The organism is Streptomyces sp. NBC_01635, assembly GCF_045209715.1.
GTDB lineage: Bacteria > Actinomycetota > Actinomycetes > Streptomycetales > Streptomycetaceae > Streptomyces > Streptomyces hirsutus.
In genome coordinates, this window is record NZ_CP109277.1 from 5,274,003 (window position 1) to 5,300,357 (window position 26,355).

Sequence of the window (26,355 nt, forward strand, 5' to 3'; positions counted from 1 at the left end):
GTGGAACGGCGTACAGAGGCGTGGGGGGACGCTACTTGTCGCCCTTGCCGCCCCGCTCGTCCTTGACCTTCATCTTGTCGTTGACCTGCTTGGTGAGTTCGTCGTCGAGTTTCTTGAACTCGCGGACCACGGCGTCGGACATGCCGGCGAGGGCGTTGAGTTGCTGGGTGATGTCCTCGCGGCCGTCCTCCCAGTTGGACTCGAAGTCGGAGAGCGCGTCATTGACGCTGCCGTCGCCGATGTCGTCCCTGTAGGACTCGAAGAGCTTCTTGGTGTGGTTCAGCCGCGTCTTGAGCGACCGCAGCCGGCGCCCGTAGTCCTCCATCTCCGTCAGCGGGAGTGCGAGGTCGCTCTTGCCCATGGCCCGGAGTCCTCTCTGCGGATCGGCTCAGACGAAACGGAAGGTGCTGGTCACGGCGTCGAAGATGTCGTGGAACGCCTCGGCCAGGTCCAGCACCGGGCTGGCTCCGGAGATGAGAACGACCTGGGCGGTGGTTCCCGGGACGGGAACGTATGTCTGGGTCAGCACCATACGGAGGGTACGGCTGTCGCCCCGCGCGACGGGCACGTCCTCCACCCCGTAGGTCCGCGCGGCCGTGCCCACCTCGGGGATGTCGACGGTCGTGACCTTGCGCCAGGCATCGCCTTCGCGGCGCGGAGTGATCGTGCCCAGGCTCTCGGCGATGGCCCGGGGATCGGTGGAAAGGGCCACACCCTGCTTGTTCCTGGCGCCGAGCACGGACAGCGGCACCGTCCGGGACCGTCGATCACCGCCGATCCGCTGCTGCTGCGGATGATCCGCAGCAGCCACCTGCCCTCGTCGTCGGTGGTCTCCCGGACCCGCACACGTTCAGCCACGTGATCATTTCGACCGTCCGGCACCGCTCGTCGTAGCAACCGGGTGACACATCACCACGGGGCGAACGGTGCCTGATGCGGCCCTGGTCGGCACCGGTGACTTCCAGCCGACTTCGGGTGGGCCGGCGGCCGATCGGTGCGCTCGGGTGGCGCCGGCGCCGAAGATTCCCGTCGACCCATTACCAAGCGTTTACTGAGCAGATACCTTTCTCCTTGCCGGTGGCAGGGGAGGGCAGAGCGATCCGGCCGTTCCTGCCTGCCCGGAGTACCGCTGCACGTCGTTCGGCCTGTTTTCGGTTTTACGCCCATCCCTCATGGACCGCCGAAAGGAAGCGTTTTGAACGCTCGGAACCGCCGCACCACGGTAGCCGCCGTATCCGTCGCAGGGCTCATAGCGCCGCTGCTGCTGATCGGATCGAGCACCGCCTCCGCCCACAGCGACCCTGCCAAGGAGGCTGCCAAGCTCGCGAAGAAGCTCGTCAAGAAGAGCGACGCCAAGGATGCCCACGAGCATCTGAGACAGTTCCAGCGAATCGCCGACAAGAACGGGAACACCCGGGTGGCCGGGTCGGAGGGGCACCGGCAGTCGGCCAAGTACGTCGAAGGCCTGCTGCGGAAGGCCGGGTACTCGGTGACCCGGAACGAGTTCGACTTCCCGTTCACCGAGACGCTGGCGCAGAGCCTGCGGGTGGTGTCGCCGCAGCAGCAGGACGTCCCGGTGATCGCCATGACGTACTCCGCCAACAGCCCGGTCGGCGGCATCACCGCCCCGGTCGCGGTGGTGCCGGTCGACGACACCACCGGCTGCGAGCCGGAGGACTACGCCTCCGCGACGTTCACCGGCAAGATCGCGCTGATCAAGCGCGGCGGCTGCAGCTTCGCGGAGAAGCAGGAGACCGCCGCCGGTGCGGGAGCGGTCGGCGCGATCATCTACAACAACACCGAGGGCGCGCTCAACGGCACCCTGGGAGACCCGTCCGTCGCCAGGATCCCGGCAGGCGGCGTCACGCAGGCGGACGGCGAGGCGCTCGCGGCCAAGGCCGCCGCCAGCACCGTGACCGTCAACCTGGAGATCCGCACCTTCTCGGAGACCCGGCGCACCCACAACGTGATCGCCGAGACCAAGGGCGGCAAGGCCGACAACGTGGTGATGTTCGGCGCCCACCTGGACTCGGTGGCGGACGGCCCGGGCATCAACGACAACGGCTCCGGCTCCGCCGGCATCCTCGACGTGGCCCTGAACCTCGCCCACGAGAAGACCAAGAACAAGGTGCGCTTCGCCTGGTGGTCGGCTGAGGAGTTCGGCCTGCTGGGCTCGGAGGCGTACGTGAACGGCCTCTCGGCCGCGGACCGTGCGAAGGTCAAGCTGTACCTGAACTTCGACATGATCGCCTCGCCTAACCACGCCCAGTTCGTCTACGACGGCGACGACTCCGACCAGGTCGGCGCCGGCCCCGGCCCGGAGGGCTCGGCGCAACTGGAGCGGCAGATCACCGACTACCTGGACAGCCGGCGCACCCCGTACGAGGGCACCGACTTCACCGGCCGGTCGGACTACGGGCCGTTCATCGAGGTGGGCATCCCCTCGGGCGGCACCTTCACCGGCGCCGAGGGCATCAAGACGGCCGAGCAGGCAAAGCGGTACGGCGGTAAGGCCGGTGTCGCGTACGACGCCTGCTACCACGCCGCTTGCGACAACCTGAAGAACATCAGCATGAAGGCGTTCGACGTCAACGTCGACGTCATCGCCAACGCGGTGGGCCAGTACGCCTGGGACACCAGCCTTCTGAGCAAGCCGGTGGCGCCGCGGAACACCAAGGGCTCGGCGGGCAGCGGTGGTGGCCTGCACGAAGGCCACGACCACGAGGTCGCCGAGTAACTCCCGATAAACACAGAGGGGAGGGCCGGACTGTCCGGCCCTCCCCTTCGATGCTGCGGCGGGAGGCGCCGTCGCTAAGGTCCCTTGCGGAGGGAGACCCCGGCGGGTGCCTCCGCCCTGCGGCAGGCGCGCCGCACCCGCCGCCGCGAAGAAGATGCCGCCGCACGTCCGCATCTGGACCTGCGAGTAAGGAGTTGAGCCTGGGTCACCTGACGGTCGGCCACGCGGACCCGAAGGGCGAACTCGTGGATGATCGTCTCGTACGGCGGGAAAGCAGGCCACCGCCATACTGAAGCCGTTGGCTACCGCCCTGCGGACCATCGATGCCGAGAGCGCGGCGGTGTTCGTTCAGTTCGTCGACTCGTGCCTGGTCGATCCCCAGGCGAAGGAAATCTGGAGGGACCTGATGGCGGCGATCCACTACTTCTTCCGACACCCGGTGGCCGAACAGGTGCGCGAGGAGGGTCGGGAGGAAGGCCGGATCGAGGAGGGTGCCGAGATGACGCTCCGCATTCTGGAGTGGCGCGGCATCCCCGTCCCGGACGAAGTCCGGGAGCACGTGCTGGCATGCACCGACCTGGAGCAGCTCGAGGTCTGGGCGCGGCGGGCGGTGCACGCGGAAGCGGCGGAGGAGCTGCTTCGCTGACGGGGTTCGTGTGGCTGTCGGAACCGCTGCGCCTGAGCGGTTCCGGCGTATGACGTCGGGCACTTGAAGGTGTTGGAGGGTTGCGCGGGAAGTCTGGCGTGGTGAGGGTGAAGACGCCCTTCGGCGGGGCCGGTGCGAGTCAATAGGATCTCTGTAGGCTCAGTACGCTCAGTGCGCCCTTCATCACCTGATCCCGACTCACCCCACGCCATCACCACGACTCCTCCCCCACCACACGACCCGGGACACCCGCCATGCCACGACGCCGTAGTTCAAGCTCGTCCAGCGCGACGGGAGACCACAGCGGGGGTTCCGCCGCTCCGCGGAACCGGACGCCTCAGCCCGTGCGGATACGGAGGCGGACCTTCGGGGACTTCGTCAAGGCGTTCTTCGCGTTCGTGGCGCTGCTCGTGCTGGTGGTGGGGGTGCCGGCCGCACTCGCGATGGTGGCGGGCTGGCCGTTGCCGAGCACGTTCGAGCCCATGAAGTGGCTCAAGACGGAAGTCTCCGTCGAGACCTTCCAGAACATCCTGATCTTCTTCGTCTGGCTCGCCTGGGCCCAGTTCACCGCCTGCGTGCTCGTCGAGATGAAGGCCGCGCTGTCCGGGGTCGGGGTGCCGGGGCGGGTGCCCGGGGCCGGGCCCAGTCAGCTGCTCGCGCGTCAACTCGTGGCCGCGCTGCTGCTCGTCGGCGCCGCCGCGGCGAGTTTCACGCCGGGACTCTCGCAGTGGGGACAGGGCATCGAGGGGAACCAGCAGCCCACCGCCGCCACCGCCCAGCAGACGCCGGGGCTCTTCGCCCAGCAGCAGGAGCAGGCCGCCGGGACCGCCGCCGCTCTCGCCGAGCAGGCGTCCCACGCCGCCGCACAGGCCGAGGCGGGTGGCGGCACCGCCCGGCAGGACGACACGAAGTTCTACCGGATCCAGCCGCCCGAAGGCCGTCACCACGACTCCCTCTGGGAGATAGCCGAACGGCACCTCGGGGACGGGCGCCGCTACAAGGAGATCTTCGCGCTCAACAAGGACCGCACCCAGCCCGACGGTTCCAAGCTCTCCGAGGCCAGTCTCATCCGGCCCGGCTGGATCATGGAAATGCCCGGCGACGCGCGCGGCGGCGACCTGGTCGAGATGCCCGACGCGGCCCCCGAGGTCTCGCCCGAGGCGCAGCAGCAGATCCACGACTACGCCAGGACCGGCGACCACGCGCAAGGGGGCGGGGGAGCCGGAGCCCAGAGTGGCGGCGACGCCCATGTCTCCCTTCCCGAACAGCGGCCCGCACCCGCCCCGGCGAACCCGGCTCCCGCGCCTGCCCCCGCCCCCAGCGCCGGGCAGGAGCACGCCACACCTGCCGCCGAGGCCGGGCACTCCTTCGGCCTCCCCGAAGCCCTGCTCGCCGCCCCCCTGCTCGCCGCCGGCCTCCTCGGCGCCCTCGGGCACCGGCGTCGGCAGGCGCTGTGGCAGTCGGCGTTCGGGGCGGTCGGCGGGCGGCGCGGGATGGAGCCGCCCACGCCGGAAGGCGACGCCCAGGACATCCAGGACGCGCTGCTCGTCGGCGCCGACCCCGAGGGCGTACGGCTGCTCGACCGGTCTCTGCGCGGGCTCGCCGCCTCCCTCGCCGCCGAGTCGCGCGCCCTGCCGGTCGTCTACGCGGCCTGGCTCAGCGCCGGCGACCTGCACCTCCAGCTCGCCCAGCCGGCCGGCAAGCCCCCGGCACCGTGGCGGCTCGGGCAGGACCAGACGTTCTGGATGCTGGCCGAGGACGACGCCGGGCAGTACGAGGACGTCGACACCGCCGCCCCCTACCCCGGCCTGGTCAGCCTCGGCACCATGGACGACTCGCGGCTGCTCCTCAACCTGGAGTCGGTCCCCGGCATCGTCTCGCTGAGCGGCAGCGAGGCCGACCGGGCGGCCGTGTTCGCCTCCGTCGCCGCCGAGCTGGCGACCAACGGATGGTCGGACCGTATGACCATTACTCTCGTCGGGTTCGGCGAGGACCTGACCCCGCTCGCCCCCAACCGGCTCCGCCACCTCGACGACATCGAGGCGCTCCTCGAGACCATGGAGGCGGAGACGCGGCAGCGGCGGGGCGCGCTGGGCGCCGCCGGGCACGACTCCGTCCTCACCGGACGCACCGGCCCGGCCCAGCACACCCGCTGGGCCCCGCAGCTCGTCCTGCTCGCCGCCGAGCCGTCCGCCGAGGACGCCGTCAAGCTCGCCGAACTCGCCGCCGACGCGAGCCGCCTCGGCATCGGCTACCTCGTCGGCACCGGGAGCGGCGATCTGCCGGGCGCCGCCTGGGAGATGGAGATCACCGGCGAGGGCAAGCTGCTCGCGCCCCTGCTGGGTCTCGAACTCGACGCGCAGCTCCTGCCCGCCGCCCAGCAGCGCGCGGTCGTCGAACTCTTCGTGGAGGCCGACCCGGACCGCGGGCCCGACGGGCCGGTCAACACCCCGCCGTTCCTCGTCGACATCAGTGAGCAGGGCCGGCCGGCCGTGTACGCGCGACTCGTCGGACCGTACGAGATCATCGGCCTCGACACCCCGGACGGCGAGCGCAGCGCCCTGCTCCACGAGGCGCTCGCCCTGCTGCTCCTGCACCGCGAGGGCGTCCACCCGCGGGTGCTGTCGTCCGCGCTGTGGCCGCGCGGGGTCACCGACGACGTGCGCGAGGCGCTCCTGGACCGGCTGCGCGCCTGGCTCGGCACCGACACCGACGGCACCCCTCGCCTCGGCACCGACCGCACCGGCCGGCTCACCCTCGCCCAGTCCGTCGTCTCCGACCTGGACGTGCTGCGGTCGCTGTACCACGAGGCGACCCAGGGCAAGGGCGTCGACAGCCGGGCCGTGCGCGGACGGCTGCTCACCGACGCGCTGGTGCTGGTGCGCGGGCCGCTGCTCGCCGACCGGCCCGAGGGCCGCTACCGCTGGCTCACCCACGAGATCGTCGAAGCCCAGCTTCCGCTGCTCGTCGCCGACACCGGGCTGGCCCTCTCCGAGTTCCACCTGGAGAAGGGCCGCGCGGAGAAGGCCATCGAGGCGCTGAACGCCGCCCTGCGCACCGCCCCGGTCGACGAGCGGCTGTGGAACGAGCTGCTGCGCGCCACCCACGCCCTCGACGACCCCGCCCGGCTCACCGCCCTCGCCGCCGACCTCATCGGCCGCAGCGGCGCCCGCGGGCTGCCGCCGCGCACCGAGGCCCTGCTCGACGAACTGCTGCCGGCCTGGCGCGACGCGGTCGAGGCCGCGGCCGCGGGATGAGCGACCTGCCGGTGCCGTCGGTCGCGGTCGTCGTCCTGGTCGCCGCGCTGTGGGGCGCGGCGGCGGGCGCGCTGCTGCCCCGCGCGGTGTACCGGTTCGCCGTCCCGGCGGGGGAGGCGTGGCACGCCCGGTGCCCCGGGGGACATCCGCTGCGCGGGTGGCTCGGACGGGCCCGGTGCGGACAGTGCGCCCCGCGCGGGGAGGGCGCCGGGGACGCCGGGAGCGAAGGGGACACCGGGCGCAAGGCGGATGTCACGCGCGGAGACGGAGAGAGGACGGCCGGGACGTCGTACGGCACCGGACCCGTCGCCCCCGCAGTCGTGACCGCGCTCGTCTGCGCCGCCCTCGCCGTCGCCACCGGGACCCGGCCCGAGCTGGCGGTCTGGCTGCTGCTCGCGCCCGTCGGCGTGCTGCTGGCGGTCGTCGACTTCCGGGTGCAGCGGCTGCCCGACCCGCTCACCCTGCCCTTCGCCGCGGCCGCCCTCGCCCTGCTCGGCGTGGTCGCCCTCGTCCCCGAGCACGCGGGCGCCTGGACGACCGCCCTGCTGGGCGCCCTGGCGCTCGGCGCCGGCTACTTCGCCCTGTTCCTCGTCAACCCGGCCGGCATGGGCTTCGGCGACGTGAAGCTCGCCCTCGGCGCGGGGGCCGTCCTCGGCTGGTACGGCTGGCCGACCGTGATGCTCGGCACCTTCGCCGGGTTCCTGTTCGGGGCGCTGTACGGCGGTGCCCTCGTCGTCGCGCGGCGGGCGGGGCGCGGGACGGCCATCCCGTTCGGGCCGTTCCTGATCGCCGGGGCGTTCGCCGGGCTGCTGATCGGCGCGTACACGGCGTGACGCGTCCGGTGTCACCGACCGGATGCGTACCCGGGCCGAGGCGTACTCCCTCCGAGGCGTCCCCCCCCCCAGGCGTCACCCCCGACGGGTGTCCGGCCCGACGCGTGCCCGGCCGCCGCGTGACGCACATCCGGCAGCGGTGTGACGCACTCCGGCCGCCGCCGGCGCGTACACGATGTGACGGTTGGGCAGGTGCGACGGGGCGCCCATCGGCCTGACGTCGGGCGTCGTGGGCCGCTGGCGTAGGCTGGTTCAGCCCGTCCACAACCCTTACGAACCTTACGAAAGGGACGCCCGGTGACCGAGAAGGCCGACCTTCAGCCCATCCTCGACCGTGCCGCCGCCGGTGGGCGGATCACCCCCGAAGAGGCGCTCGACCTCTACCGCGACGCCCCGCTGCACGCGCTGGGCGCCGCCGCCGACGCCGTACGCAGGCGGAAGTACGCCGGCACCGAGCACATCGCCACGTACATCATCGAGCGCAACATCAACTACACGAACGTGTGCGTCACGGCGTGCAGGTTCTGCGCCTTCTACGCCGCGCCCAAGGACACCGCCAAGGGCTGGACCCGCGACCTCGACGACATCCTGCGCCGCTGCGCGGAGACGATCGAGCTGGGCGGCACGCAGATCATGTTCCAGGGCGGCCACCACCCGGACTACGGCGTCGAGTACTACGAGAAGCACTTCGCCGCCATCAAGAAGGAGTTCCCGCAGCTCGTCATCCACAGCCTGGGGGCGAGCGAGGTCGAGCACATGGCCCGGATCTCGAAGGTGTCGGTCGAGGAGGCCATCACCCGGATCCACGCGGCCGGGCTCGACTCCTTCGCCGGGGCCGGGGCCGAGCTGCTGCCCGAGCGCCCGCGCAAGGCCATCGCGCCGCTGAAGGAGTCCGGCGAGCGCTGGCTGGAGATCATGGAGATCGCGCACGGGCTGGGCGTGGAGTCGACGTCCACCATGCTGATGGGCACCGGCGAGACCAACGCCGAGCGCATCGAGCACCTGCGCATGATCCGGGACGTGCAGGACCGCACCGGCGGCTTCCGCGCCTTCATCCCGTACACCTACCAGCCCGAGAACAACCACCTGAAGGGCCGGACGCAGGCCACCCTCTTCGAGTACCTGCGGATGATCGCCATCGCCCGCGTCTTCCTCGACAACGTGGCCCACATCCAGGGCTCGTGGCTGACCACCGGCAAGGAGGTCGGCCAGCTCTCCCTGCACTACGGCGCCGACGACCTCGGCTCGATCATGCTGGAGGAGAACGTCGTGTCGTCGGCCGGCGCCAAGCACCGCTCCAACCGGCTGGAGATCATCGACCTGATCCGCCGTGCCGGGCGGGTACCCGCCCAGCGGTCGACCACCTACGAGCACCTCGTCGTGCACGACGACCCGGCCGACGACCCCGTCGACGACCGCGTGGCCTCCCACATCTCCTCCACGGCGATCGAGGGCGGCACAGCCCACCCGGAGCTGAAGCTCCTGGCCTCCAACTAGGCTCCGTGTGACGACACTTCACGCAGCCGACCTGCTGATCACGGGCGACGGCCGGCCGCCGGTGCCGCAGGGTGCGGTCCTCGTCGACGGGCGGACGGTCGCGGCCGTCGGCCCGTACGGCGAACTGGCGGCCGCACATCCCACGGCCCGGGTACGACGCTGGCCGGGACTGCTCACCCCCGGGCTCCTGCACCCGTACGGGCCCGAACTGCTGGAGCACGCCTACCATCCCGACCCGCGCGAGGCCGACGAACTGGGCACCGACCCACTCGTCGGCGAGGCGCTCGCGGCGCTGCCGATGACCGACGCCCGCTGGGGCGCGAGCGCGCGCCGCGGGGTGCAGCGGATGCTGGCGCACGGGACCGTCGCCGTCGGCGGGGAGCCGCGCCGGCCCGCCGTGGCGGACGCGGTGCGCCGGGCCGGGCTGCGCGTGGAGCCGAGGCCGACCGGAGTCCCTGCCGGGGCCGCCGGGGAGGGGGGCGTGTCCTGGGACGGCGTGCCGTGCCTCGATCCGCTGGGCGGCCGGTCTCCGGCCGAGGCGCTTGTGACACCGTTCCCGAACCGGGGCTCGGTGGCGACGTTCGCCGTGTTCGACGTCCCCGACGAGGCCGCGCTGGGCGAACGGGGAGCCGTCACGTGCGTGGCGACGGTCCTGGCGGGACGACTGGTGTACCGGCGCCGGTAGCCCGGCCTGTCGCCCGGCGGCCGGGGGCTCCGGGACCGTGGCGGGCCCGTCCTGCCACAATGGGCCCGTGACCCGCGCATCCCTGAACAAGCAGCCGCACGAAGTCGCCTCGATGTTCGACCACGTCGCGGAACGGTACGACCTGACCAACGACGTGCTGTCGCTCGGTCAGGACCGGATCTGGCGCAAGGAGGTGGCGAAGGCGGTCGGCGCACGCCCCGCGGAGAAGGTCCTGGACCTGGCGGCCGGTACGGGGACGTCCTCGCTGCCCTTCGCGCAGGCCGGAGCCTACGTCGTCCCCTGCGACTTCTCCCTCGGCATGCTCCAGGTCGGCAAACGGCGCCGGAACTGGCTGCCGTACACCGCCGGCGACGCGACCCGGCTGCCCTTCAAGGACGACGTCTTCGACGCCGTCACCATCTCCTTCGGACTGCGCAACGTCCAGGACACGGACGCGGCCCTGCGGGAGATGCACCGGGTGACCCGGCCCAGCGGACGCATCCTCATCTGCGAGTTCTCGCACCCCACCTGGACGCCGTTCCGCACCGTGTACACCGAGTACCTGATGCGCGCGCTGCCGCCGGTGGCCCGCGCGGTGTCGTCCAACCCCGACGCGTACGTCTACCTCGCCGAGTCCATCCGGGACTGGCCCGACCAGCCCGCCCTGGCCGGTCGGCTGCAGGACGCCGGCTGGACGAAGGTGGCCTGGCGCAACCTCACGGGCGGCGTGGTCGCGCTGCACCGGGGCCTCAAGGCGAGCTGAGGCGAGACGGTCCGGGTCCGGGAACGGTCCGGACCGGGGGTCGGTCGCGAAGGGCCGCGAAACGCGGCCCCGACCGGTCAGGGCGGGCCGGGGAAGGCCCCGACCGGTCAGGGCGGCCCGAGGGTCGCCGTCGCCGCGCGGGGGACGGCCGTGCCGGGGGCGCCGGGTTCGTCCAGTTCCCGCTGGAGGACGCCGCCGGGCGGTACGGGTCCGCGCGGCTCGCGCACGCCTCCGCCGCCGTCCCCCTCGCCGAAGTCGAACCACACGTGCACCAGGGAGTCCCGCGGCACCTCGGCACCGGGCGGCGGATACTGGCGCACGACGTACTCGACGACGGTCAGGTGGAAGTCCGGCCGGTCCGGCGCCTCGAGGTGCAGGCCGCGCGCACGAGCCGACTCGCGCGCGTCCACGGCCATCAGGCCGACCAGGCGCGGAACGCGCACCTCGGGTGTCCTGTCGAGTGTCCTGGGTGTCATACGCACGGACGTCACCCCCCAGCGGTACCGGCAGAGTAGGCACGGCCCCGCGCCGACAGGAAGCATCGCGTGGCTATCTGTGACAATCGGTCACATTGCGTAGCGAAAGTGGTGGCTTGTGCTTCCACTTGTGCCCGTGGGTCCGCTCTCAGAGGACCAGCCGGTAGCAGTGGCCCTCCCGGTCCGAGGCCGGGATCGGAAACGTCTCGGCGAGGCGCATCCCGAGCCGCCGGGTGACCGCCGTCGAGCGGGTGTTGCGGGCATCGACCATCGCGACCACGTCCCGCACGCCGGTGGCGCGCACCCGTTCCAGCGTCTGGTGCGCCGCGGCGGTGACGTACCCCTTGCCCCAGTGCTCCCGGCCGAGGCGCCAGCCAATCTCGATCTCGCCCGTCGGACCCCAGTCCCGCTCCCAGGGCTGGGCGCCCGTGAAGCCGATGACGCGGTCCGCCCCGTCGACCATGGTCCACAGGCAGAAGCCGAGTTCGGCGTCGTGCCGCCGCTGGCGGGCGGTGAGCTCCTCGTACACCGACAACTCCGCGGCCCTGCCGCCGTGGAACTCCATGACGTCCGGATCGGCGAAGATCCGGTGCCAGGCGAAGGCGTCCTCATGAGTGGGTACGCGAAGCCGTACAACGGGCAGAGCTCGGTGCATTGAGGCAGCCCTTCAGCCGGGTGATCAATTGTCCTGCATAGACTGCCCGTGTCCAGTGCCGGTCGGCACGCAGATTTCGAACTTGGGGAGATCCCGCCGTGACCGAGCCCCTCTCCGACAACACCGCCGATGTGATCGTCGTGGGCGCGGGGCCCGCCGGCTCCGCCACCGCGTACCACCTGGCCAGGTCCGGTCTCGACGTGCTCCTGCTGGAGAAGACCGCGTTCCCGCGGGAGAAGGTCTGCGGCGACGGCCTCACCCCGCGCGCCACCAAGCAGCTCGTGTCGATGGGCATCGACATCTCCGAAGAGGCGGGCTGGCTGCGCAACAAGGGCCTGCGCATCATCGGCGGCGGGGTCCGCCTCCAGCTCGACTGGCCGGAACTCGCCTCCTTCCCCGACTACGGCCTGGTCCGCAAGCGGGACGACTTCGACGAACAGCTCGCCCGGCAGGCCCAGAAGGCCGGCGCGCGCCTGTACGAGCGCTGCAACGTGGGCGCGCCGATCCTCGACGACCGCACCGGCCGCATCACCGGTGTGAAGGCCAAGCTCGGCGAGGAGAAGCGGGAAGTCACCTTCCACGCCCCGCTGGTGGTGGCCGCCGACGGCAACTCCACACGGCTGTCCCTGGCGATGGGGCTGCACCGCCGCGAGGACCGCCCGATGGGCGTCGCGGTCCGCACGTACTTCACCTCGCCGCGCCACGACGACGACTACCTGGAGTCCTGGCTGGAGCTGTGGGACCGCCGCGGTGCGCAGGACCGGCTGCTGCCCGGCTACGGCTGGATCTTCGGCATGGGCGACGGGACGAGCAACGTCGGCCTCGGGGTGCTCAACACCTCGGCCTCCTTCAAGGAACTGGACTGGCGCGAGATCCTGAAGGCCTGGTGCGCGTCGCTGCCCGAGGACTGGGGCTACACCCCGGACAACATGACCGGCCCGATCCGCGGCGCCGCGCTCCCGATGGCCTTCAACCGCCAGCCGCACTACACGCGCGGACTGCTGCTCGTGGGCGACGCGGGCGGCCTGGTGAACCCGTTCAACGGCGAGGGCATCGCCTACGCCATGGAATCCGGGCAGATCGCCGCCGAGGTCATCGTCCAGGCACACGCGCGGGCGACGCCGGCCCAGCGGGAGATCGCCCTCCAGCGCTACCCGCGCGTCCTGAAGGACACCTACGGCGGCTACTACACGCTCGGCCGCGCGTTCGTGAAGCTCATCGGCAACCCGAAGATCATGCAGATCGCCGCCCAGCGCGGACTGACGCACCCGATGCTGATGAAGTTCACCCTGAAGCTGCTCGCCAACCTGACGGACCCCACGGGCGGCGACGCGATGGACCGCGTCATCAACGGTCTGAGCAAGGTGGCGCCGAAGGCGTGAGGCGTCCCGCGCCCCCTGCGCGCCCGGGGGCGCGCGTCCCGTCGTGCGCGGACCCGGGGACGCGGGAGCCGTGAGGGGCGCTGTGGGCGGCCGGGGCCGGATGGATGGGCTCGCGGCCGCCGACGCGTGTCCGGGGCGCCGTGAAGGCCTGCCACGCGGCTGTGCGCGGTCCGGCCGGCGCGTACCGGCCCGTCAATCCCCGCGAAGCAGCCGACAATTCGGGCATGCGGGGTGATCTCGGTCGACCGGAGGGGTCGGCCGGGGTGAGGGAGAAGCGCGCGAACGGAAGGCGCGCGGGGGACGTGTGGGCGGGCGCGCGTGAGCACGGACGGAGAGAGCCGCTGCCCACGAGCGGCAGCGGCCCCTCGGCCCACGTCGGCCGGGCCCGTGCGAACCGGGCCCGGCGACCCGGACCGCCAGGGGTCCGGGTCCTTGTCCGGGTGCGTGCGGACGTCGCTCAGAGCACGCGCACGGCGCCCGACGCGGGGTAGCCGGAGAGGTCCTGGATGACGACGCCCTTGGACGGGTTGGCGGCGTCCAGGTACTGGCCGTCACCGATGTAGACACCCGTGTGGTACGCGGAGCCCTTGCCGCCCCAGTACAGGATGTCGCCGACCTGGAGGTTGGACAGCGAGACGTCGGTGCCGACCGTCGACTGGTCCTGCGAGACACGCGGGAGGTCCACGCCGACCTGCTTGAACGCGGCCTGCACCAGGCTGGAGCAGTCCCAGGCGTTGGGGCCGGTGGCGCCCATGACGTAGGCGTCGCCCACCTGCGCCTTGAGGAAGGAGATCACCGTCGCGACGCTGCCACTGGCCGGCGCGGAGACGGTGGTCGTGGTGGCCGCCGTGCTCGTGGTGCCCGCGTCGGCGGTGAGGGTGACACGCTCGGCATCGCGCGTGGCGCGCTCGGCGGCGGCCTTGCGGGCCTCCTCGGCGGCCTTCTTCTTCGCCTCGGCCTTCTCCTTGGCCTCGGCGAGGTCGGCCTTGGCCGTCTTGGCCGCCTTGGCGGCGGCGGCGTCACGCTCGGCCTGCAGCTGGTAGTTCGCGGCGGCCTGCTGGGTGGCCTCCGCGGACTGGGCGACCTGAGTGGACAGGTCGGCCGTCAGGGTGGGCAGGGAGAGGGTCTGGGTCACCGGCTCTGCGGCGACCGCCGAGGCCGACGCCCCGGCCACTGCCAGAGTGCCGAGGACGCCACCGGCCACTCCGGCCCGCATCGCCATCGTGGTCTGCGCGGTGCGGCGGGGTTTCCGGTGGCTTCGTATGTGAGCGGTGTGGGACATGGGAACAACCGGTACCAGGGGCTCCTTCATATCCACAAGAAACGTGTGCTGCGCCACAATTGTTCAATCGCGGCGCCGAATCCCGGGCGCGTCGCTCTTTATTGACGCCGTAACGGACATTGCGGGCGTGGCGTAATGGGCCCGTGATCACGGTCTTTCATCTTTACGTCCGAATTGCCCCCTGCCTACCATCGGTTGAAGTGATTGGCCAAGCCCTCTTCTCGCGCCCCGGCGGCGGATGTGGCGGAGGTCACGGAACGGTTACCCCTGTCGCCGCGTCCGGTGTGCGAGCTCCGGACGGATTGCGGACGGGTTGCGCCGGGATCGCGGCCGGGCCACGACGGGTCTCGCGGCCGGACCGCGACGGGTCTTGCGGCCGGGCTGCGACCGGGCCGTGTTCGGGCCGTGTTCGGCGCGGCGTCCGGGTTCGCGTGCGGCTCGCATTCGGGCGAGTCCGGGCCGCGCGCGGGGCGAGTCCGGGCATGGTCCGGGACGGCCGCCCTCGGGTCGGTTCCAGGGTGGACTCCGGGGCGGGTCCCGGGGCGGGTCCCGGGGTGGACTCCGGGGCGGGTCCCGGGGCGGGTCCCGGGTGGACTTCGGGGTGGGTCCCGGGGTGGGCCCGGGACGCGCTTGGGGTCGGGTTCGGGGGGAGCGTGCACCACCTTCGGTTCATGGCCGGGTTCGCGGGCGGGTGCGCGGGCGGGTGTGCGGCCGAGGTCGCGGCCGGCGGCAGTCGGGGTCGCGGCCGGCGGCAGTCGGGGTCGCGGCCGGCGGCAGTCGGGGGCGCGGCCGGATCCGGGAGGGGGTCGCGGCCGGACCCGCGACGGCTCCGTGCCGTCCGGACTTCGTGAACGCGCGCACACGTCCACATCGCGCCCCGCGTCCCCCCGATGTGTGAACGCGCTCTCTAGCAAGCGATCGAGTCCAGCACCAATTTGCATGCAGAGGAACCATCTTGATATGGAGACGCCTCTCTGGCCTGCAACGACGCGGCGGAATGTCACTTCTGGTGACCGCGCGGACGCTTCGCGTGCGAAGATCACCGCTCCTCCGGCTTCATGATCGTTCGTCAGGTGGTGGAGATCACAAAGCTTGTGCAATACCCCGTGTCGCAGATCACAGACTTGCGGGCATAGGATGCGGAGCGGTTGGGCTTGTGACCTGCTTCACATGTTCTCGATCTTCGCCGGGGCGGGCGTGGTTCGTGGGGCACGTGGGGCGCAAGTGAGCCCGACTCGCCAGCAGTCAGTGCCGACTGAGAGGAGCGAGGAGCGGTGAACGCGTATGCGCCCATCCTCGTACTGGGAGCCCTCGGGGCAGGCTTTGCGATCTTCTCCGTGGTCATGGCCACGCTGATCGGTCCGAAGCGGTACAACCGCGCCAGGCTCGAGGCCTACGAGTGCGGTATCGAACCGACCCCCACGCCGGCCGGCGGCGGGCGCTTCCCCATCAAGTACTACCTGACGGCGATGCTCTTCATCGTCTTCGACATCGAGATCGTCTTCCTTTATCCCTGGGCCGTCAGTTTCGACGCCCTGGGGATCTTCGGGCTCGTGGAGATGCTGCTCTTCGTGCTCACCGTCTTCGTCGCCTACGCCTACGTATGGCGGCGCGGCGGGCTGGAATGGGACTGAAGGGCCTTTGACCATGGGACTCGAAGAAAAGCTGCCGAGCGGATTCCTGCTGACCACCGTCGAGCAGGCCGCGGGCTGGGTGCGCAAGTCGTCCATGTTCCCCGCCACGTTCGGACTCGCCTGCTGTGCCATCGAGATGATGACCACCGGCGCCGGCCGCTACGACCTGGCGCGCTTCGGCATGGAGGTCTTCCGCGGCTCGCCGCGGCAGGCGGACCTGATGATCGTGGCCGGCCGGGTCAGCCAGAAGATGGCGCCGGTGCTGCGGCAGGTCTACGACCAGATGCCGAACCCCAAGTGGGTGATCTCCATGGGGGTCTGCGCCTCGTCGGGCGGCATGTTCAACAACTACGCGATCGTGCAGGGCGTCGACCACATCGTCCCGGTCGACATCTACCTGCCCGGTTGTCCGCCCCGCCCCGAGATGCTGCTGGACGCCATTCTCAAGCTCCACCAGAAGGTCCAGGGTTCCAAGCTCGGAGTGAACGCCGAGGAGGCGGCCCGCGAGGCGGAGGAGGCGGCGCTCAAGGCCCTGCCCACCATCGAGATGAAGGGGCTGCTGCGATGAGCGACGCGAACGACACCGCGGGTGACGGCGTGAACCCCGAGAAGGACCTCTCCGCCGAGAACCTCCCCGGCCAGCGGGGCGACGGGGGCGAGGAGATCCGCGTCCAGCGCGGCATGTTCGGCGCCGGCAACGGCGGTGACACCTCCGGTTACGGCGGCCTGGTCCGCTCGGTCCGGCTCCCGGGAGCGTCGAACCGCCCCTACGGGGGATGGTTCGACGAGGTGGCCGACGAACTGGAGGGCGCGCTGGAGGAGCAGGACCTGCTCCCCGGGAACGCCATCGGGAAGACGGTCGTCGACCGCGACGAACTCACCTTCCACATCGAGCGCGAGCACCTGGTCCGGGTCGCGACGACCCTGCGCGACGATCCCGCGCTCCGCTTCGAGCTGTGCACCGGCGTCAGCGGCGTGCACTACCCCAGCGACAAGGGCCGCGAGCTGCACGCCGTGTACCACCTGCGGTCGATCACCCACAACCGGATGATCCGCCTGGAAGTCAGCGCTCCCGACGGCGACCCGCACATCCCGTCGCTGGTCTCCGTCTACCCGACGAACGACTGGCACGAGCGCGAGACGTACGACTTCTTCGGCATCGTCTTCGACGGTCACCCGGCCCTGACGCGGATCCTGATGCCGGACGACTGGCAGGGCCATCCGCAGCGCAAGGACTACCCCCTCGGCGGCATCCCCGTCGAGTACAAGGGCGCCCGGATCCCGGCTCCGGACCAGCGGAGGTCGTACTCATGAGCATGCCGAACGCCTCCGCCGCCTCGGCGCGCGAGACCACGGAAGGCACCGTCTACACCGTCACCGGCGGCGACTGGGACGAGGTCGTCGAGACGGCGCAGCGCAGTGACGACGAGCGCATCATCGTCAACATGGGACCGCAGCACCCGTCCACGCACGGCGTGCTCCGGCTGATCCTGGAGATCGACGGCGAGACGGTCACCGAGGCCCGCTGCGGCATCGGCTACCTCCACACCGGCATCGAGAAGAACCTCGAGTACCGGACCTGGACCCAGGGCACCACGTTCGTGACGCGCATGGACTACCTGACGCCGTTCTTCAACGAGACGGCGTACTGCCTCGGCGTCGAGAAGCTCCTCGGCATCGAGGACCAGATCCCCGACCGCGCCTCGGTCATCCGCGTGCTCCTGATGGAGCTGAACCGGCTCTCCTCCCACCTGGTGTGCATCGCCACCGGAGGCATGGAACTCGGCGCCACCACGATCATGATCTACGGATTCCGTGATCGTGAACTCATTCTCGACGCCTTCGAGCTCATCACCGGCCTGCGGATGAACCACGCGTACATCCGCCCCGGCGGACTCGCCCAGGACCTGCCGCCCGGCGCCGTGGACCAGATCCGCGAGCTGGTGAAGAAGCTGCGCAAGAACCTCCCGGAGTACGACGCGCTCGCCACCGGGAACCCCATCTTCAAGGCCCGTATGCAGGACGTCGGCTATCTGGACCTGGCCGGCTGCATGGCCCTCGGGGCGACCGGCCCGGTCCTGCGCTCCACCGGCCTGCCGCACGACCTGCGCAAGGCGCAGCCGTACTGCGGGTACGAGACGTACGACTTCGAGATCCCCACCGCGGACACCTGCGACTCCTACGGCCGCTTCCTGATCCGGCTGGAGGAGATGCGCCAGTCGCTGCGCATCGTCGAGCAGTGCCTGGACCGGCTCCAGCCCGGACCGGTCATGGTCGCCGACAAGAAGATCGCCTGGCCCGCCCAGCTCGCCATGGGGCCGGACGGACTGGGCAACTCCCTCGACCACATCAAGAAGATCATGGGCACCTCCATGGAGGCCCTGATCCACCACTTCAAGCTGGTCACCGAGGGCTTCCGCGTACCGCCGGGACAGACGTACGCGGCCGTCGAGTCGCCCAAGGGCGAGCTCGGCGCGCATGTCGTCTCCGACGGCGGCACCCGCCCCTTCCGGGTCCACTTCCGCGACCCGTCCTTCACCAACCTGCAGGCCATGGCGGCGATGTGCGAGGGCGGCCAGGTCGCCGACGTCATCGTCGCCGTGGCATCCCTCGACCCCGTGATGGGAGGCGTCGACCGGTGACCACCACCCCTTCGGAGCGGGGCGTCAGCCTGGGCATGCCCCAACTGCCCGCGCCCGCCTACCCGGACGAGGTCCGGGCCCGGCTGGAGACCGACGCGCGCGAGGTCATCGCCCGCTACCCGGACTCCCGGTCCGCTCTCCTGCCGCTGCTGCACCTCGTGCAGGCGGAGGAGGGCCATGTCACGCGCACCGGGATGCGGTTCTGCGCGGACGTGCTCGGCCTGACCACGGCCGAGGTCACCGCCGTCGCCACCTTCTACTCCATGTACCGGCGCCGGCCGAGCGGCGACTACCAGGTCGGGGTGTGCACCAACACCCTGTGCGCGGTCATGGGCGGCGACGCCATCTTCGAGGAGCTCCAGGAGCACCTGGGCCTCGGCAACGGCGAGACCACCGACGACGGCAAGGTCACCCTCGAGCACATCGAGTGCAACGCGGCCTGCGACTTCGCGCCCGTCGTGATGGTCAACTGGGAGTTCTTCGACAACCAGGACCCGCAGAGCGCCAAGCGCCTCGTCGACGACCTGAGGGCCGGCCGCCCGGTGTCGCCCACGCGCGGGGCGCCCCTGTGCACGTTCAAGGAGACCGCCCGGATCCTGGCCGGCTTCCCCGACGAGCGGGACGGTGCCGTCGACGCCACGGGAAGCGCGGGACCCGCCTCCCTGGCCGGCCTGAAGCTGGCCAAGGGGGAGGCCGCCCCCGCACGCGTGGTGCACCCGCGCGGCGAGGCGTCCCAGGACACCCCGCCGCACGACCCGTCACCGGCGGAGCACCTCAGCTCGCACGACGCGCCGCAGGACACGTCGGCCTCCGACCCGGCGCATCCGGCCGGACCTGCCGCAGAGGAGGGGGAGTGATGACCTTGGCACCCGAACTCAAGGACACCGGCCCGGAGAAGCTGCTCGCGCCCGTGCTGTCGGCCTTCTGGGACGAGGACAGGTCCTGGACGCTGGACGTCTACAAGAGGCACGAGGGGTACGAAGGGCTCCGCAAGGCGCTCGCCATGTCACCGGACGACGTCATCGCGTACGTCAAGGAGTCCGGTCTACGGGGGCGCGGAGGCGCCGGATTCCCCACGGGAATGAAATGGCAGTTCATTCCCCAGGGAGACGGAAAACCGCACTACCTGGTGGTCAACGCCGACGAGTCGGAACCCGGAACGTGCAAGGACATCCCGCTCCTCTTCGCGAACCCGCACAGCCTCATCGAGGGCATCGTCATCGCCTGTTACGCCATCAGGTCGTCCCACGCCTTCATCTACCTGCGGGGCGAAGTCGTCCCCGTGCTGCGGCGGTTGCACGAGGCCGTGCGCGAGGCCTACGCGGCGGGCCTCCTCGGCGAGAACGTGCTGGGCAGCGGACTCGACCTCGAACTCACCGTGCACGCGGGCGCCGGCGCGTACATCTGCGGTGAGGAGACCGCACTCCTCGACTCGCTCGAAGGCCGCCGTGGTCAACCACGGCTCCGTCCCCCCTTCCCCGCCGTCGCGGGCCTCTACGCGTGCCCGACCGTGGTGAACAACGTCGAGTCGATCGCCTCGGTTCCCACCATCATGAACCGGGGCAAGGACTGGTTCCGCTCGATGGGCAGCGAGAAGTCGCCCGGCTTCACCCTCTACTCCCTCAGCGGCCACGTCGCACGCCCCGGACAGTACGAGGCGCCGATGGGCATCACACTGCGCCAGCTGCTCGACATGAGCGGCGGCATGCGGCCGGGACACCGCCTGAAGTTCTGGACGCCGGGCGGCTCCTCCACGCCGATGTTCACCGACGAGCACCTTGACGTCCCCCTCGACTACGAGGGGGTGGGCGCCGCCGGCTCCATGCTCGGCACCAAGGCCCTCCAGTGCTTCGACGAGACGACGTGCGTCGTCCGGGCCGTCACCCGCTGGACCGAGTTCTACGCCCACGAGTCCTGCGGCAAGTGCACGCCCTGCCGCGAAGGCACGTACTGGCTCGTGCAGCTGATGCGCGACATCGAGGCCGGCAAGGGCCGGATGTCCGACCTCGACAAGCTGAACGACATCGCCGACAACATCAACGGCAAGGCGTTCTGCGCCCTCGGCGACGGCGCCGCCTCGCCGATCTTCTCCTCGCTCAAGTACTTCCGTGAGGAGTACGAGCAGCACATCACGGGCCGGGGCTGCCCCTTCGACCCCGCGAGGTCGACGGCCTGGGCCGACCGCACGGAGGTGCACGCATGACCGTGACCACCAACGCTCCTTCGGGAGGGGGAGAGGCGGCGGTCCCCCCGGAGGACCTCGTCACGCTGACGATCGACGGCGCCGAGCTCAGCGTGCCCAAGGGCACCCTGGTCATCCGGGCCGCCGAACAGCTCGGCATCGAGATCCCCCGGTTCTGCGACCACCCGCTCCTCGACCCGGCCGGCGCCTGCCGCCAGTGCATCGTCGAGGTCGAGGGCCAGCGCAAGCCCATGGCCTCCTGCACCATCACCTGCACCGACGGGATGGTGGTGAAGACCCAGCTCACCTCGCCCGTCGCGGAGAAGGCCCAGCACGGGGTGATGGAGCTGCTGCTCATCAACCACCCGCTGGACTGCCCGGTCTGCGACAAGGGCGGCGAGTGCCCGCTGCAGAACCAGGCCATGTCCCACGGACAGGCCGACTCCCGCTTCGACGGAAAGAAGCGGACCTACGAGAAGCCCGTCCCGATCTCCACCCAGGTGCTGCTGGACCGCGAACGGTGCGTGCTGTGCGCCCGCTGCACCCGGTTCTCCAACCAGATCGCGGGCGACCCGATGATCGAGATGGTGGAGCGGGGCGCGCTCCAGCAGATCGGCACCGGCGAGGGCGATCCCTTCGAGTCGTACTTCTCCGGCAACACCATCCAGATCTGCCCGGTCGGCGCGCTCACCTCGGCGGCCTACCGGTTCCGCTCCCGCCCCTTCGACCTGGTCTCCTCGCCGTCGGTGTGCGAGCACTGCGCCGGTGGCTGCGCCACCCGCACCGACCACCGGCGCGGCAAGGTCATGCGGCGGCTCGCCGCCGACGACCCCGAGGTCAACGAGGAGTGGATGTGCGACAAGGGCCGCTTCGGGTTCCGGTACGCACAGCAGCGGGACCGGCTGCAGACCCCGCTCGTGCGCAACGCCGAGGGTGAGCTGGAGCCCGCCTCCTGGCCCGACGCGCTGCAGATCGCGGCCCAGGGCCTGCTGGCCTCCCGCGGCCGCACCGGCGTCCTGACCGGCGGCCGGCTCACCGTCGAGGACGCCTACGCGTACAGCAAGTTCGCGCGCGTGGCCCTCGACACCAACGACATCGACTTCCGCGCGCGCGTGCACAGCGCCGAGGAGGCCGACTTCCTCGCCGCGCGGGTCGCGGGCCGCGGACGTGACCTCGGGGGCGCGTCCGGTACGGACTCCGCCGACGGTGTCACGTACTCCTCGCTGGAGAAGGCGCCCGCCGTCCTGCTGGTCGGATTCGAGGCCGAGGAGGAGGCGCCCGGCGTCTTCCTGCGGCTGCGCAAGGCCTGGCGTACGCACGGGCAGCGGACCTTCTCGCTGGCCACGCACGCCACACGCGGACTGGCGAAGGCCGGCGGCACGCTGCTGCCGGCGGCTCCCGGCACCGAGACCGAATGGCTCGACGCGCTCGCGAGCGGGGTCGGCCTGGAGGGCGACGGGGCCCGAGCCGCCGAAGCGCTGCGGGCCGAGGGCGCGGTGATCGTCGTCGGCGAGCGGATCGCCGCCGTCGAGGGCGGCCCGACCGCCGCCGTACGGATCGCCACCGCGACCGGCGCCCGGCTGGTGTGGATTCCCCGGCGCGCCGGGGAGCGGGGCGCCGTCGAGGCGGGCGCGCTGCCGTCGCTGCTGCCGGGCGGGCGCCCGGCGACCGACCCGCGCGCACGGGAGGAGGTCGCCGCCGTCTGGGGCGTCGCCGCCCTCCCGCACCGCTACGGCCGCGACACCCGCGAGATCGTCGAGGCAGCCGCGACCGGCGAGCTGCAGGCGCTGCTGGTCGCCGGCGTCGAGGTCGCCGACCTGCCCGACCCCGCACGCGCGCGTACGGCACTCGCCGAGGCCGGGTTCGTGGTCTCGCTGGAGCTGAGGCCCAGCGAGGTCACCGAACTCGCCGACGTGGTGCTGCCGGTCGCGGCCGTCGTCGAGAAGGCCGGCGCCTTCCTCACCTGGGAAGGCAGGGTCCGGCCCTTCGCGTCGGCGCTCAAGCCCGAGCAGCTCACCCGTACCCTCCCGCCGACCGACGCGCGCGTGCTCCAGATGCTCGCCGACGCCATGGACGTGCACCTGGGTCTGCCGGACCTGCGCACCACCCGCGCGGAGCTCGAGCGGCTCGGCGCCTGGGACGGCCCGCGGGCCACCGAACCACTGGAGACCGCGGGCGCGCTGCCCCGGCCGGCCGCCGGAGAGGCGGTGCTCGCGGGGCACCGCCTGCTGCTGGACCAGGGACTCCTGCAACAGGGCGACGAGGCGCTCGCCGGCACCCGGCACGCCGCGCACGCGCGCCTGTCGGCCGCCACGGCCGCCGAGGTCGGCGTCAAGGACGGCGACCCGATCGCCGTGACCGGCCCCGCGGGGACGGTCGAGCTGACCCTGGGCGTCACCGAGATGCCCGACCGCGTGGTGTGGCTCCCGCTGAACTCCGTCGGCGGCGGGGTCGCCTCCGACACCGGGGCGCTGCCCGGCTCCCTCGTCCGAATCGGCCCGGCGGGACCCGCCGGCGAGGCCCTCAAGGAGGTGGAGGCATGAGCCCGTACTTCGCCGCTGAAGACCTCTCGATGTTCGGCCGCGACCCCTGGTGGCTGGTCGTCGTCAAGGCGGTGTTCTGCTTCGCCTTCCTCATGGTGACGGTGCTGATCGCCATCGTGATGGAACGCAAGATCGTCGCCTGGATGCAGCTGCGCGTCGGCCCCAACCGGAACGGCCCCTGGGGCATGCTCCAGTCGCTCGCCGACGGCGTGAAGCTGATGCTCAAGGAAGACGTCGTCGTCAAACGCGCCGACAAGGTGGTGTACGTCCTCGCGCCGATCGTCGCGGCCGTCCCGGCCTTCATGGCGATCGCGGTGATCCCCTTCGGGCCGTCCGGCAACGAGATCTCGATCTTCGGCCAGCGGACCACGATGCAGCTCACCGACCTGCCGATCGCGTTGCTCTACATCCTCGCGGTCGCCTCCATCGGCATCTACGGCATCGTCCTCGCCGGCTGGAGCTCCGGATCCACGTACCCGCTGCTGGGCGGACTGCGCTCGTGCGCGCAGATGATCTCCTACGAGATCGCCATGGGCGCCGCCTTCGCCTCCGTGTTCCTCTACTCGGGATCGATGTCGACGTCGGCGATCGTCGAGCAGCAGGCCGACCGCTGGTACATCCTGCTGCTGCCGGTCTCCTTCATCATCTACATCGTCACGATGGTCGGTGAGACCAACCGCGCCCCCTTCGACATGCCCGAGTCCGAGGGCGACCTGGTCGGCGGCTTCAACACCGAGTACTCGTCGATCAAGTTCGCGATGTTCATGCTCGCCGAGTACATCAACATGGTGACCGTCTCCGCCGTCGCCGTCACCCTCTTCCTGGGTGGCTGGCGCGCTCCATGGCCGGTCAGCACCTTCTGGGAGGGCGCGAACCACGGCTGGTGGCCGATGCTCTGGTTCATCGTCAAGGTCCAGCTGCTGCTGTTCATGTTCGTCTGGCTGCGCGGCACGCTCCCGCGCGTGCGCTACGACCAGCTGATGAAGCTCGGCTGGAAGGTCCTCATCCCGGTCTCCCTGGTGTGGCTGATGGCCGTCGCCACGGTGCGGGCCCTGAGGAACGAGGGCTACGGCTTCGCGGACCTGGCCCTCTACATCGCCGCCGGAGTACTCGTCCTGCTGCTGTTGTCCTTCGTCGCGGACATGTTCCGCTCGAAGGGCAAGGAGGCCGGGGGAGCCGGAGAGCCGGGCGGGGAACCGGCCTCCTTCGACCCGATGGCAGGCGGATTCCCCGTACCACCGCTGCCCGGACAGGAACTTCCGCCGGTGCCGCGACGCCGCTCGCGCCGGGAGCGGGAGCTCGTCGCCAGTGGCGGGACCGATACCCCCAGTGACGGATCTCTGGATGGAAAGGAGGCGTCCGATGACTGAGGAACCCAAGGAGACCAAGCCCGGTTTCCAGAACCCCGTGGCCGGCTTCGGTGTGACCTTCAAGGCCATGTTCAAGAAGCGGCTGACCGAGCAGTACCCGGAGCAGCAGAAGACCACGGCCCCGCGCTTCCACGGCAGGCACCAGCTCAACCGCCATCCGGACGGTCTGGAGAAGTGCGTCGGCTGCGAGCTGTGCGCCTGGGCCTGTCCCGCCGACGCGATCTACGTCGAGGGCGCGGACAACACCGAGGAGGAGCGCTACTCGCCCGGTGAGCGGTACGGCCGCGTCTACCAGATCAACTACGCCCGCTGCATCCTGTGCGGCCTGTGCATCGAGGCGTGCCCCACGCGCGCGCTGACGATGACCAACGAGTTCGAGCTGGCCGACTCCAGCCGCGCCAACCTCATCTACACCAAGGAGCAGCTGCTCGCCGGTCTGGAGGAGGGCATGGTGGACAGCCCGCACGCCATGTACCCGGGCACCGACGAGCAGGACTACTACCGGGGCCTGGTGACCGAGGCCGCCCCCGGCACGGAGCGGCAGGCCGCCCACTCCGAGGGCGAGGTCGTGCAGGAGGCCGACTCGACCTTCGGCGAGGGCGAACCGGCGTCGGAGAAGGTGATCCGGAAATGACCGAGTACCTCGCCGCCTACTCCACCTCCACCGGGGAGGCCGTCCAGTTCTGGGTCCTCGGCACGGTCGCCGTGATCGGCGCCCTGGGCACGATCCTGATGCGGCGGGCCGTGCACAGCGCGCTCTTCCTGGCCGGAACCATGATCGTCCTGGCGGTGTTCTACCTCGCCAACGGCGCCTACTTCCTGGGCGTCGTCCAGATCATCGTCTACACCGGCGCGATCATGATGCTGTTCCTGTTCGTGGTGATGCTGGTGGGCGTCACCGCGGCGGACTCCCTGAAGGAGACCATCAAGGGCCAGCGCTGGCTCGCCGCGCTGTGCGGGCTGGGCTTCGGCATCCTGCTCGTCGGCGGCATCGGCAACGCCGCGCTCACCGATTTCAACGGTCTCGGCCAGGCGAACGCGAACGGCAACGTGGAGGGCCTCGCCGCCCTCCTCTTCACCAGGTACGTCTTCGCCTTCGAGATCACCGGCGCCCTGCTCATCACGGCCGTCGTCGGCGCCATGGTGCTCACCCACCGCGAGCGCACCGAACGCGCCATGACCCAGCGGGAGCTGGCCGAACAGCGCGTCCGCGAGGGCAAGCACCTCCCGCCGCTGCCGGCCCCGGGCGTGTACGCCCGGCACAACGCGGTGGACATCCCGGGCCTGCTGCCCGACGGGACGACGTCCGACCTCACCGTCAGCAGCACGCTGCGCGACCGCGGCCAGATCCGGGACGTGTCGCAGGAGGCGCTCGGCGACCTGCGGGCGCTGGAGCAGCGCTCCGAGGAGCGGCTCGAGCGCACGGAGATCGAGCCGCCACCGTCGAGGCGGACCGAGGAGGCATCGAAGTGAACCCGGTCAACTACCTTTACCTCGCGGCCCTGTTGTTCACGATCGGCGCCACCGGTGTCCTCATCCGGCGCAACGCGATCGTCGTCTTCATGTGCATCGAGCTGATGCTCAACGCCTGCAACCTCGCGTTCGTCGCCTTCTCCCGCATGCACGGCAACCTCGACGGCCAGATCATCGCCTTCTTCACGATGGTCGTCGCCGCGGCGGAGGTCGTGGTCGGGCTGGCGATCATCGTGTCCCTGTTCCGTTCCCGCCACTCGGCCTCGGTCGACGACGCCAGCCTGATGAAGCTGTGAGG

The 26,355-nt window shown here is 71.0% G+C and carries 23 protein-coding genes and 1 pseudogene; 19 read left to right on the forward strand and 5 right to left on the reverse strand.

Annotated elements, in window-relative coordinates; all coding sequences use genetic code 11:
* Window positions 1–31: 31 nt before the first annotated feature.
* Both OHB56_RS24675 and OHB56_RS24680 read right to left on the reverse strand, forming a co-directional pair.
* Complete coding sequence (locus tag OHB56_RS24675) at window positions 32–361, reverse strand: hypothetical protein (protein ID WP_326754186.1); 330 nt, start codon at window positions 359–361, stop codon at window positions 32–34.
* A gap of 27 nt (window positions 362–388) precedes the next feature.
* Entirely contained in the window at window positions 389–811 is a 423-nt protein-coding gene (locus OHB56_RS24680; RefSeq protein WP_326754187.1) for a hypothetical protein, read from the reverse strand.
* Between the two features lie 384 nt (window positions 812–1,195).
* Between OHB56_RS24680 and OHB56_RS24685 the strand changes: the two genes are divergently transcribed.
* The 7 genes and pseudogenes from OHB56_RS24685 (at window position 1,196) to OHB56_RS24715 (ending at window position 10,418) form a co-directional block, all read left to right on the forward strand.
* Complete coding sequence (locus OHB56_RS24685; protein ID WP_326754188.1) at window positions 1,196–2,737, forward strand: M28 family metallopeptidase; 1,542 nt, start codon at window positions 1,196–1,198, stop codon at window positions 2,735–2,737.
* A 268-nt stretch (window positions 2,738–3,005) separates the two neighbouring features.
* Window positions 3,006–3,383 (forward strand): annotated as a pseudogene (locus OHB56_RS24690) (hypothetical protein); the annotation flags it as partial.
* 254 nt (window positions 3,384–3,637) lie between these two features.
* Window positions 3,638–6,640, forward strand: coding sequence for a BTAD domain-containing putative transcriptional regulator (locus tag OHB56_RS24695; RefSeq protein WP_406355683.1), 3,003 nt, complete (start codon window positions 3,638–3,640; stop codon window positions 6,638–6,640).
* Window positions 6,637–7,473 (forward strand): prepilin peptidase, encoded by an 837-nt coding sequence (locus OHB56_RS24700; protein WP_406355684.1) that lies wholly within the window; start codon window positions 6,637–6,639, stop codon window positions 7,471–7,473. Before OHB56_RS24695 ends, OHB56_RS24700 begins: the two co-directional genes overlap by 4 nt.
* Before the next feature lie 297 nt (window positions 7,474–7,770).
* Window positions 7,771–8,970, forward strand: coding sequence for a cyclic dehypoxanthinyl futalosine synthase (gene mqnC, locus OHB56_RS24705; RefSeq protein WP_055595538.1), 1,200 nt, complete (start codon window positions 7,771–7,773; stop codon window positions 8,968–8,970).
* Between the two features lie 7 nt (window positions 8,971–8,977).
* The gene (locus OHB56_RS24710; protein ID WP_406355685.1) at window positions 8,978–9,655 is read left to right on the forward strand and encodes an imidazolonepropionase-like domain-containing protein; all 678 of its coding nucleotides are present in this window, start codon (window positions 8,978–8,980) and stop codon (window positions 9,653–9,655) included.
* A gap of 67 nt (window positions 9,656–9,722) precedes the next feature.
* Window positions 9,723–10,418, forward strand: coding sequence for a demethylmenaquinone methyltransferase (locus tag OHB56_RS24715; protein ID WP_406355687.1), 696 nt, complete (start codon window positions 9,723–9,725; stop codon window positions 10,416–10,418).
* Between the two features lie 107 nt (window positions 10,419–10,525).
* On the opposite strand, the gene OHB56_RS24720 is transcribed toward OHB56_RS24715, so the two are convergent.
* Both OHB56_RS24720 and OHB56_RS24725 read right to left on the reverse strand, forming a co-directional pair.
* A complete protein-coding gene (locus OHB56_RS24720; protein WP_406355689.1) occupies window positions 10,526–10,894 on the reverse strand; it encodes a PASTA domain-containing protein in 369 nt (122 codons plus the stop codon).
* Between the two features lie 148 nt (window positions 10,895–11,042).
* Entirely contained in the window at window positions 11,043–11,549 is a 507-nt protein-coding gene (locus OHB56_RS24725; protein ID WP_406355690.1) for a GNAT family N-acetyltransferase, read from the reverse strand.
* Window positions 11,550–11,647: 98 nt separating this feature from the next.
* Here OHB56_RS24725 and OHB56_RS24730 point away from each other — a divergent pair, with 98 nt between their 5' ends.
* Window positions 11,648–12,931, forward strand: coding sequence for a geranylgeranyl reductase family protein (locus OHB56_RS24730; RefSeq protein ID WP_406355692.1), 1,284 nt, complete (start codon window positions 11,648–11,650; stop codon window positions 12,929–12,931).
* Between the two features lie 457 nt (window positions 12,932–13,388).
* On the opposite strand, the gene OHB56_RS24735 is transcribed toward OHB56_RS24730, so the two are convergent.
* The gene (locus OHB56_RS24735) at window positions 13,389–14,243 is read right to left on the reverse strand and encodes a C40 family peptidase (protein WP_326754196.1); all 855 of its coding nucleotides are present in this window, start codon (window positions 14,241–14,243) and stop codon (window positions 13,389–13,391) included.
* Between the two features lie 1,244 nt (window positions 14,244–15,487).
* Between OHB56_RS24735 and OHB56_RS24740 the strand changes: the two genes are divergently transcribed.
* The 11 genes from OHB56_RS24740 to nuoK are packed head-to-tail and all read left to right on the forward strand — an operon-like array spanning window position 15,488 to window position 26,353.
* Complete coding sequence (locus OHB56_RS24740; RefSeq protein WP_055570452.1) at window positions 15,488–15,847, forward strand: NADH-quinone oxidoreductase subunit A; 360 nt, start codon at window positions 15,488–15,490, stop codon at window positions 15,845–15,847.
* Between the two features lie 13 nt (window positions 15,848–15,860).
* A complete protein-coding gene (locus OHB56_RS24745; protein WP_055595532.1) occupies window positions 15,861–16,415 on the forward strand; it encodes an NADH-quinone oxidoreductase subunit B family protein in 555 nt (184 codons plus the stop codon).
* Window positions 16,412–17,161, forward strand: a complete 750-nt coding sequence (locus tag OHB56_RS24750) for an NADH-quinone oxidoreductase subunit C (protein WP_055626583.1) — start codon at window positions 16,412–16,414, stop codon at window positions 17,159–17,161. The genes OHB56_RS24745 and OHB56_RS24750 overlap by 4 nt, the downstream gene beginning before the upstream one ends.
* On the forward strand, window positions 17,158–18,489 hold the full coding sequence (locus tag OHB56_RS24755) for an NADH-quinone oxidoreductase subunit D (protein ID WP_055595530.1): 1,332 nt from the start codon (window positions 17,158–17,160) through the stop codon (window positions 18,487–18,489). The genes OHB56_RS24750 and OHB56_RS24755 overlap by 4 nt, the downstream gene beginning before the upstream one ends.
* Window positions 18,486–19,346 carry an NADH-quinone oxidoreductase subunit NuoE gene (gene nuoE, locus OHB56_RS24760; protein WP_055595529.1) on the forward strand — a complete coding sequence of 287 codons (861 nt, stop codon included), beginning with the start codon at window positions 18,486–18,488 and terminating at the stop codon, window positions 19,344–19,346. The genes OHB56_RS24755 and nuoE overlap by 4 nt, the downstream gene beginning before the upstream one ends.
* Complete coding sequence (nuoF, locus tag OHB56_RS24765) at window positions 19,346–20,692, forward strand: NADH-quinone oxidoreductase subunit NuoF (RefSeq protein ID WP_055595528.1); 1,347 nt, start codon at window positions 19,346–19,348, stop codon at window positions 20,690–20,692. Before nuoE ends, nuoF begins: the two co-directional genes overlap by 1 nt.
* Entirely contained in the window at window positions 20,689–23,214 is a 2,526-nt protein-coding gene (locus OHB56_RS24770) for an NADH-quinone oxidoreductase subunit G (protein WP_406355695.1), read from the forward strand. The genes nuoF and OHB56_RS24770 overlap by 4 nt, the downstream gene beginning before the upstream one ends.
* Complete coding sequence (gene nuoH / locus OHB56_RS24775) at window positions 23,211–24,584, forward strand: NADH-quinone oxidoreductase subunit NuoH (RefSeq protein ID WP_406355697.1); 1,374 nt, start codon at window positions 23,211–23,213, stop codon at window positions 24,582–24,584. The genes OHB56_RS24770 and nuoH overlap by 4 nt, the downstream gene beginning before the upstream one ends.
* Entirely contained in the window at window positions 24,577–25,218 is a 642-nt protein-coding gene (gene nuoI / locus OHB56_RS24780; protein ID WP_055595525.1) for an NADH-quinone oxidoreductase subunit NuoI, read from the forward strand. The genes nuoH and nuoI overlap by 8 nt, the downstream gene beginning before the upstream one ends.
* A complete protein-coding gene (locus tag OHB56_RS24785; RefSeq protein WP_406355699.1) occupies window positions 25,215–26,057 on the forward strand; it encodes an NADH-quinone oxidoreductase subunit J in 843 nt (280 codons plus the stop codon). The genes nuoI and OHB56_RS24785 overlap by 4 nt, the downstream gene beginning before the upstream one ends.
* A complete protein-coding gene (gene nuoK / locus OHB56_RS24790) occupies window positions 26,054–26,353 on the forward strand; it encodes an NADH-quinone oxidoreductase subunit NuoK (protein WP_003974374.1) in 300 nt (99 codons plus the stop codon). The genes OHB56_RS24785 and nuoK overlap by 4 nt, the downstream gene beginning before the upstream one ends.
* Window positions 26,354–26,355: the final 2 nt, after the last annotated feature.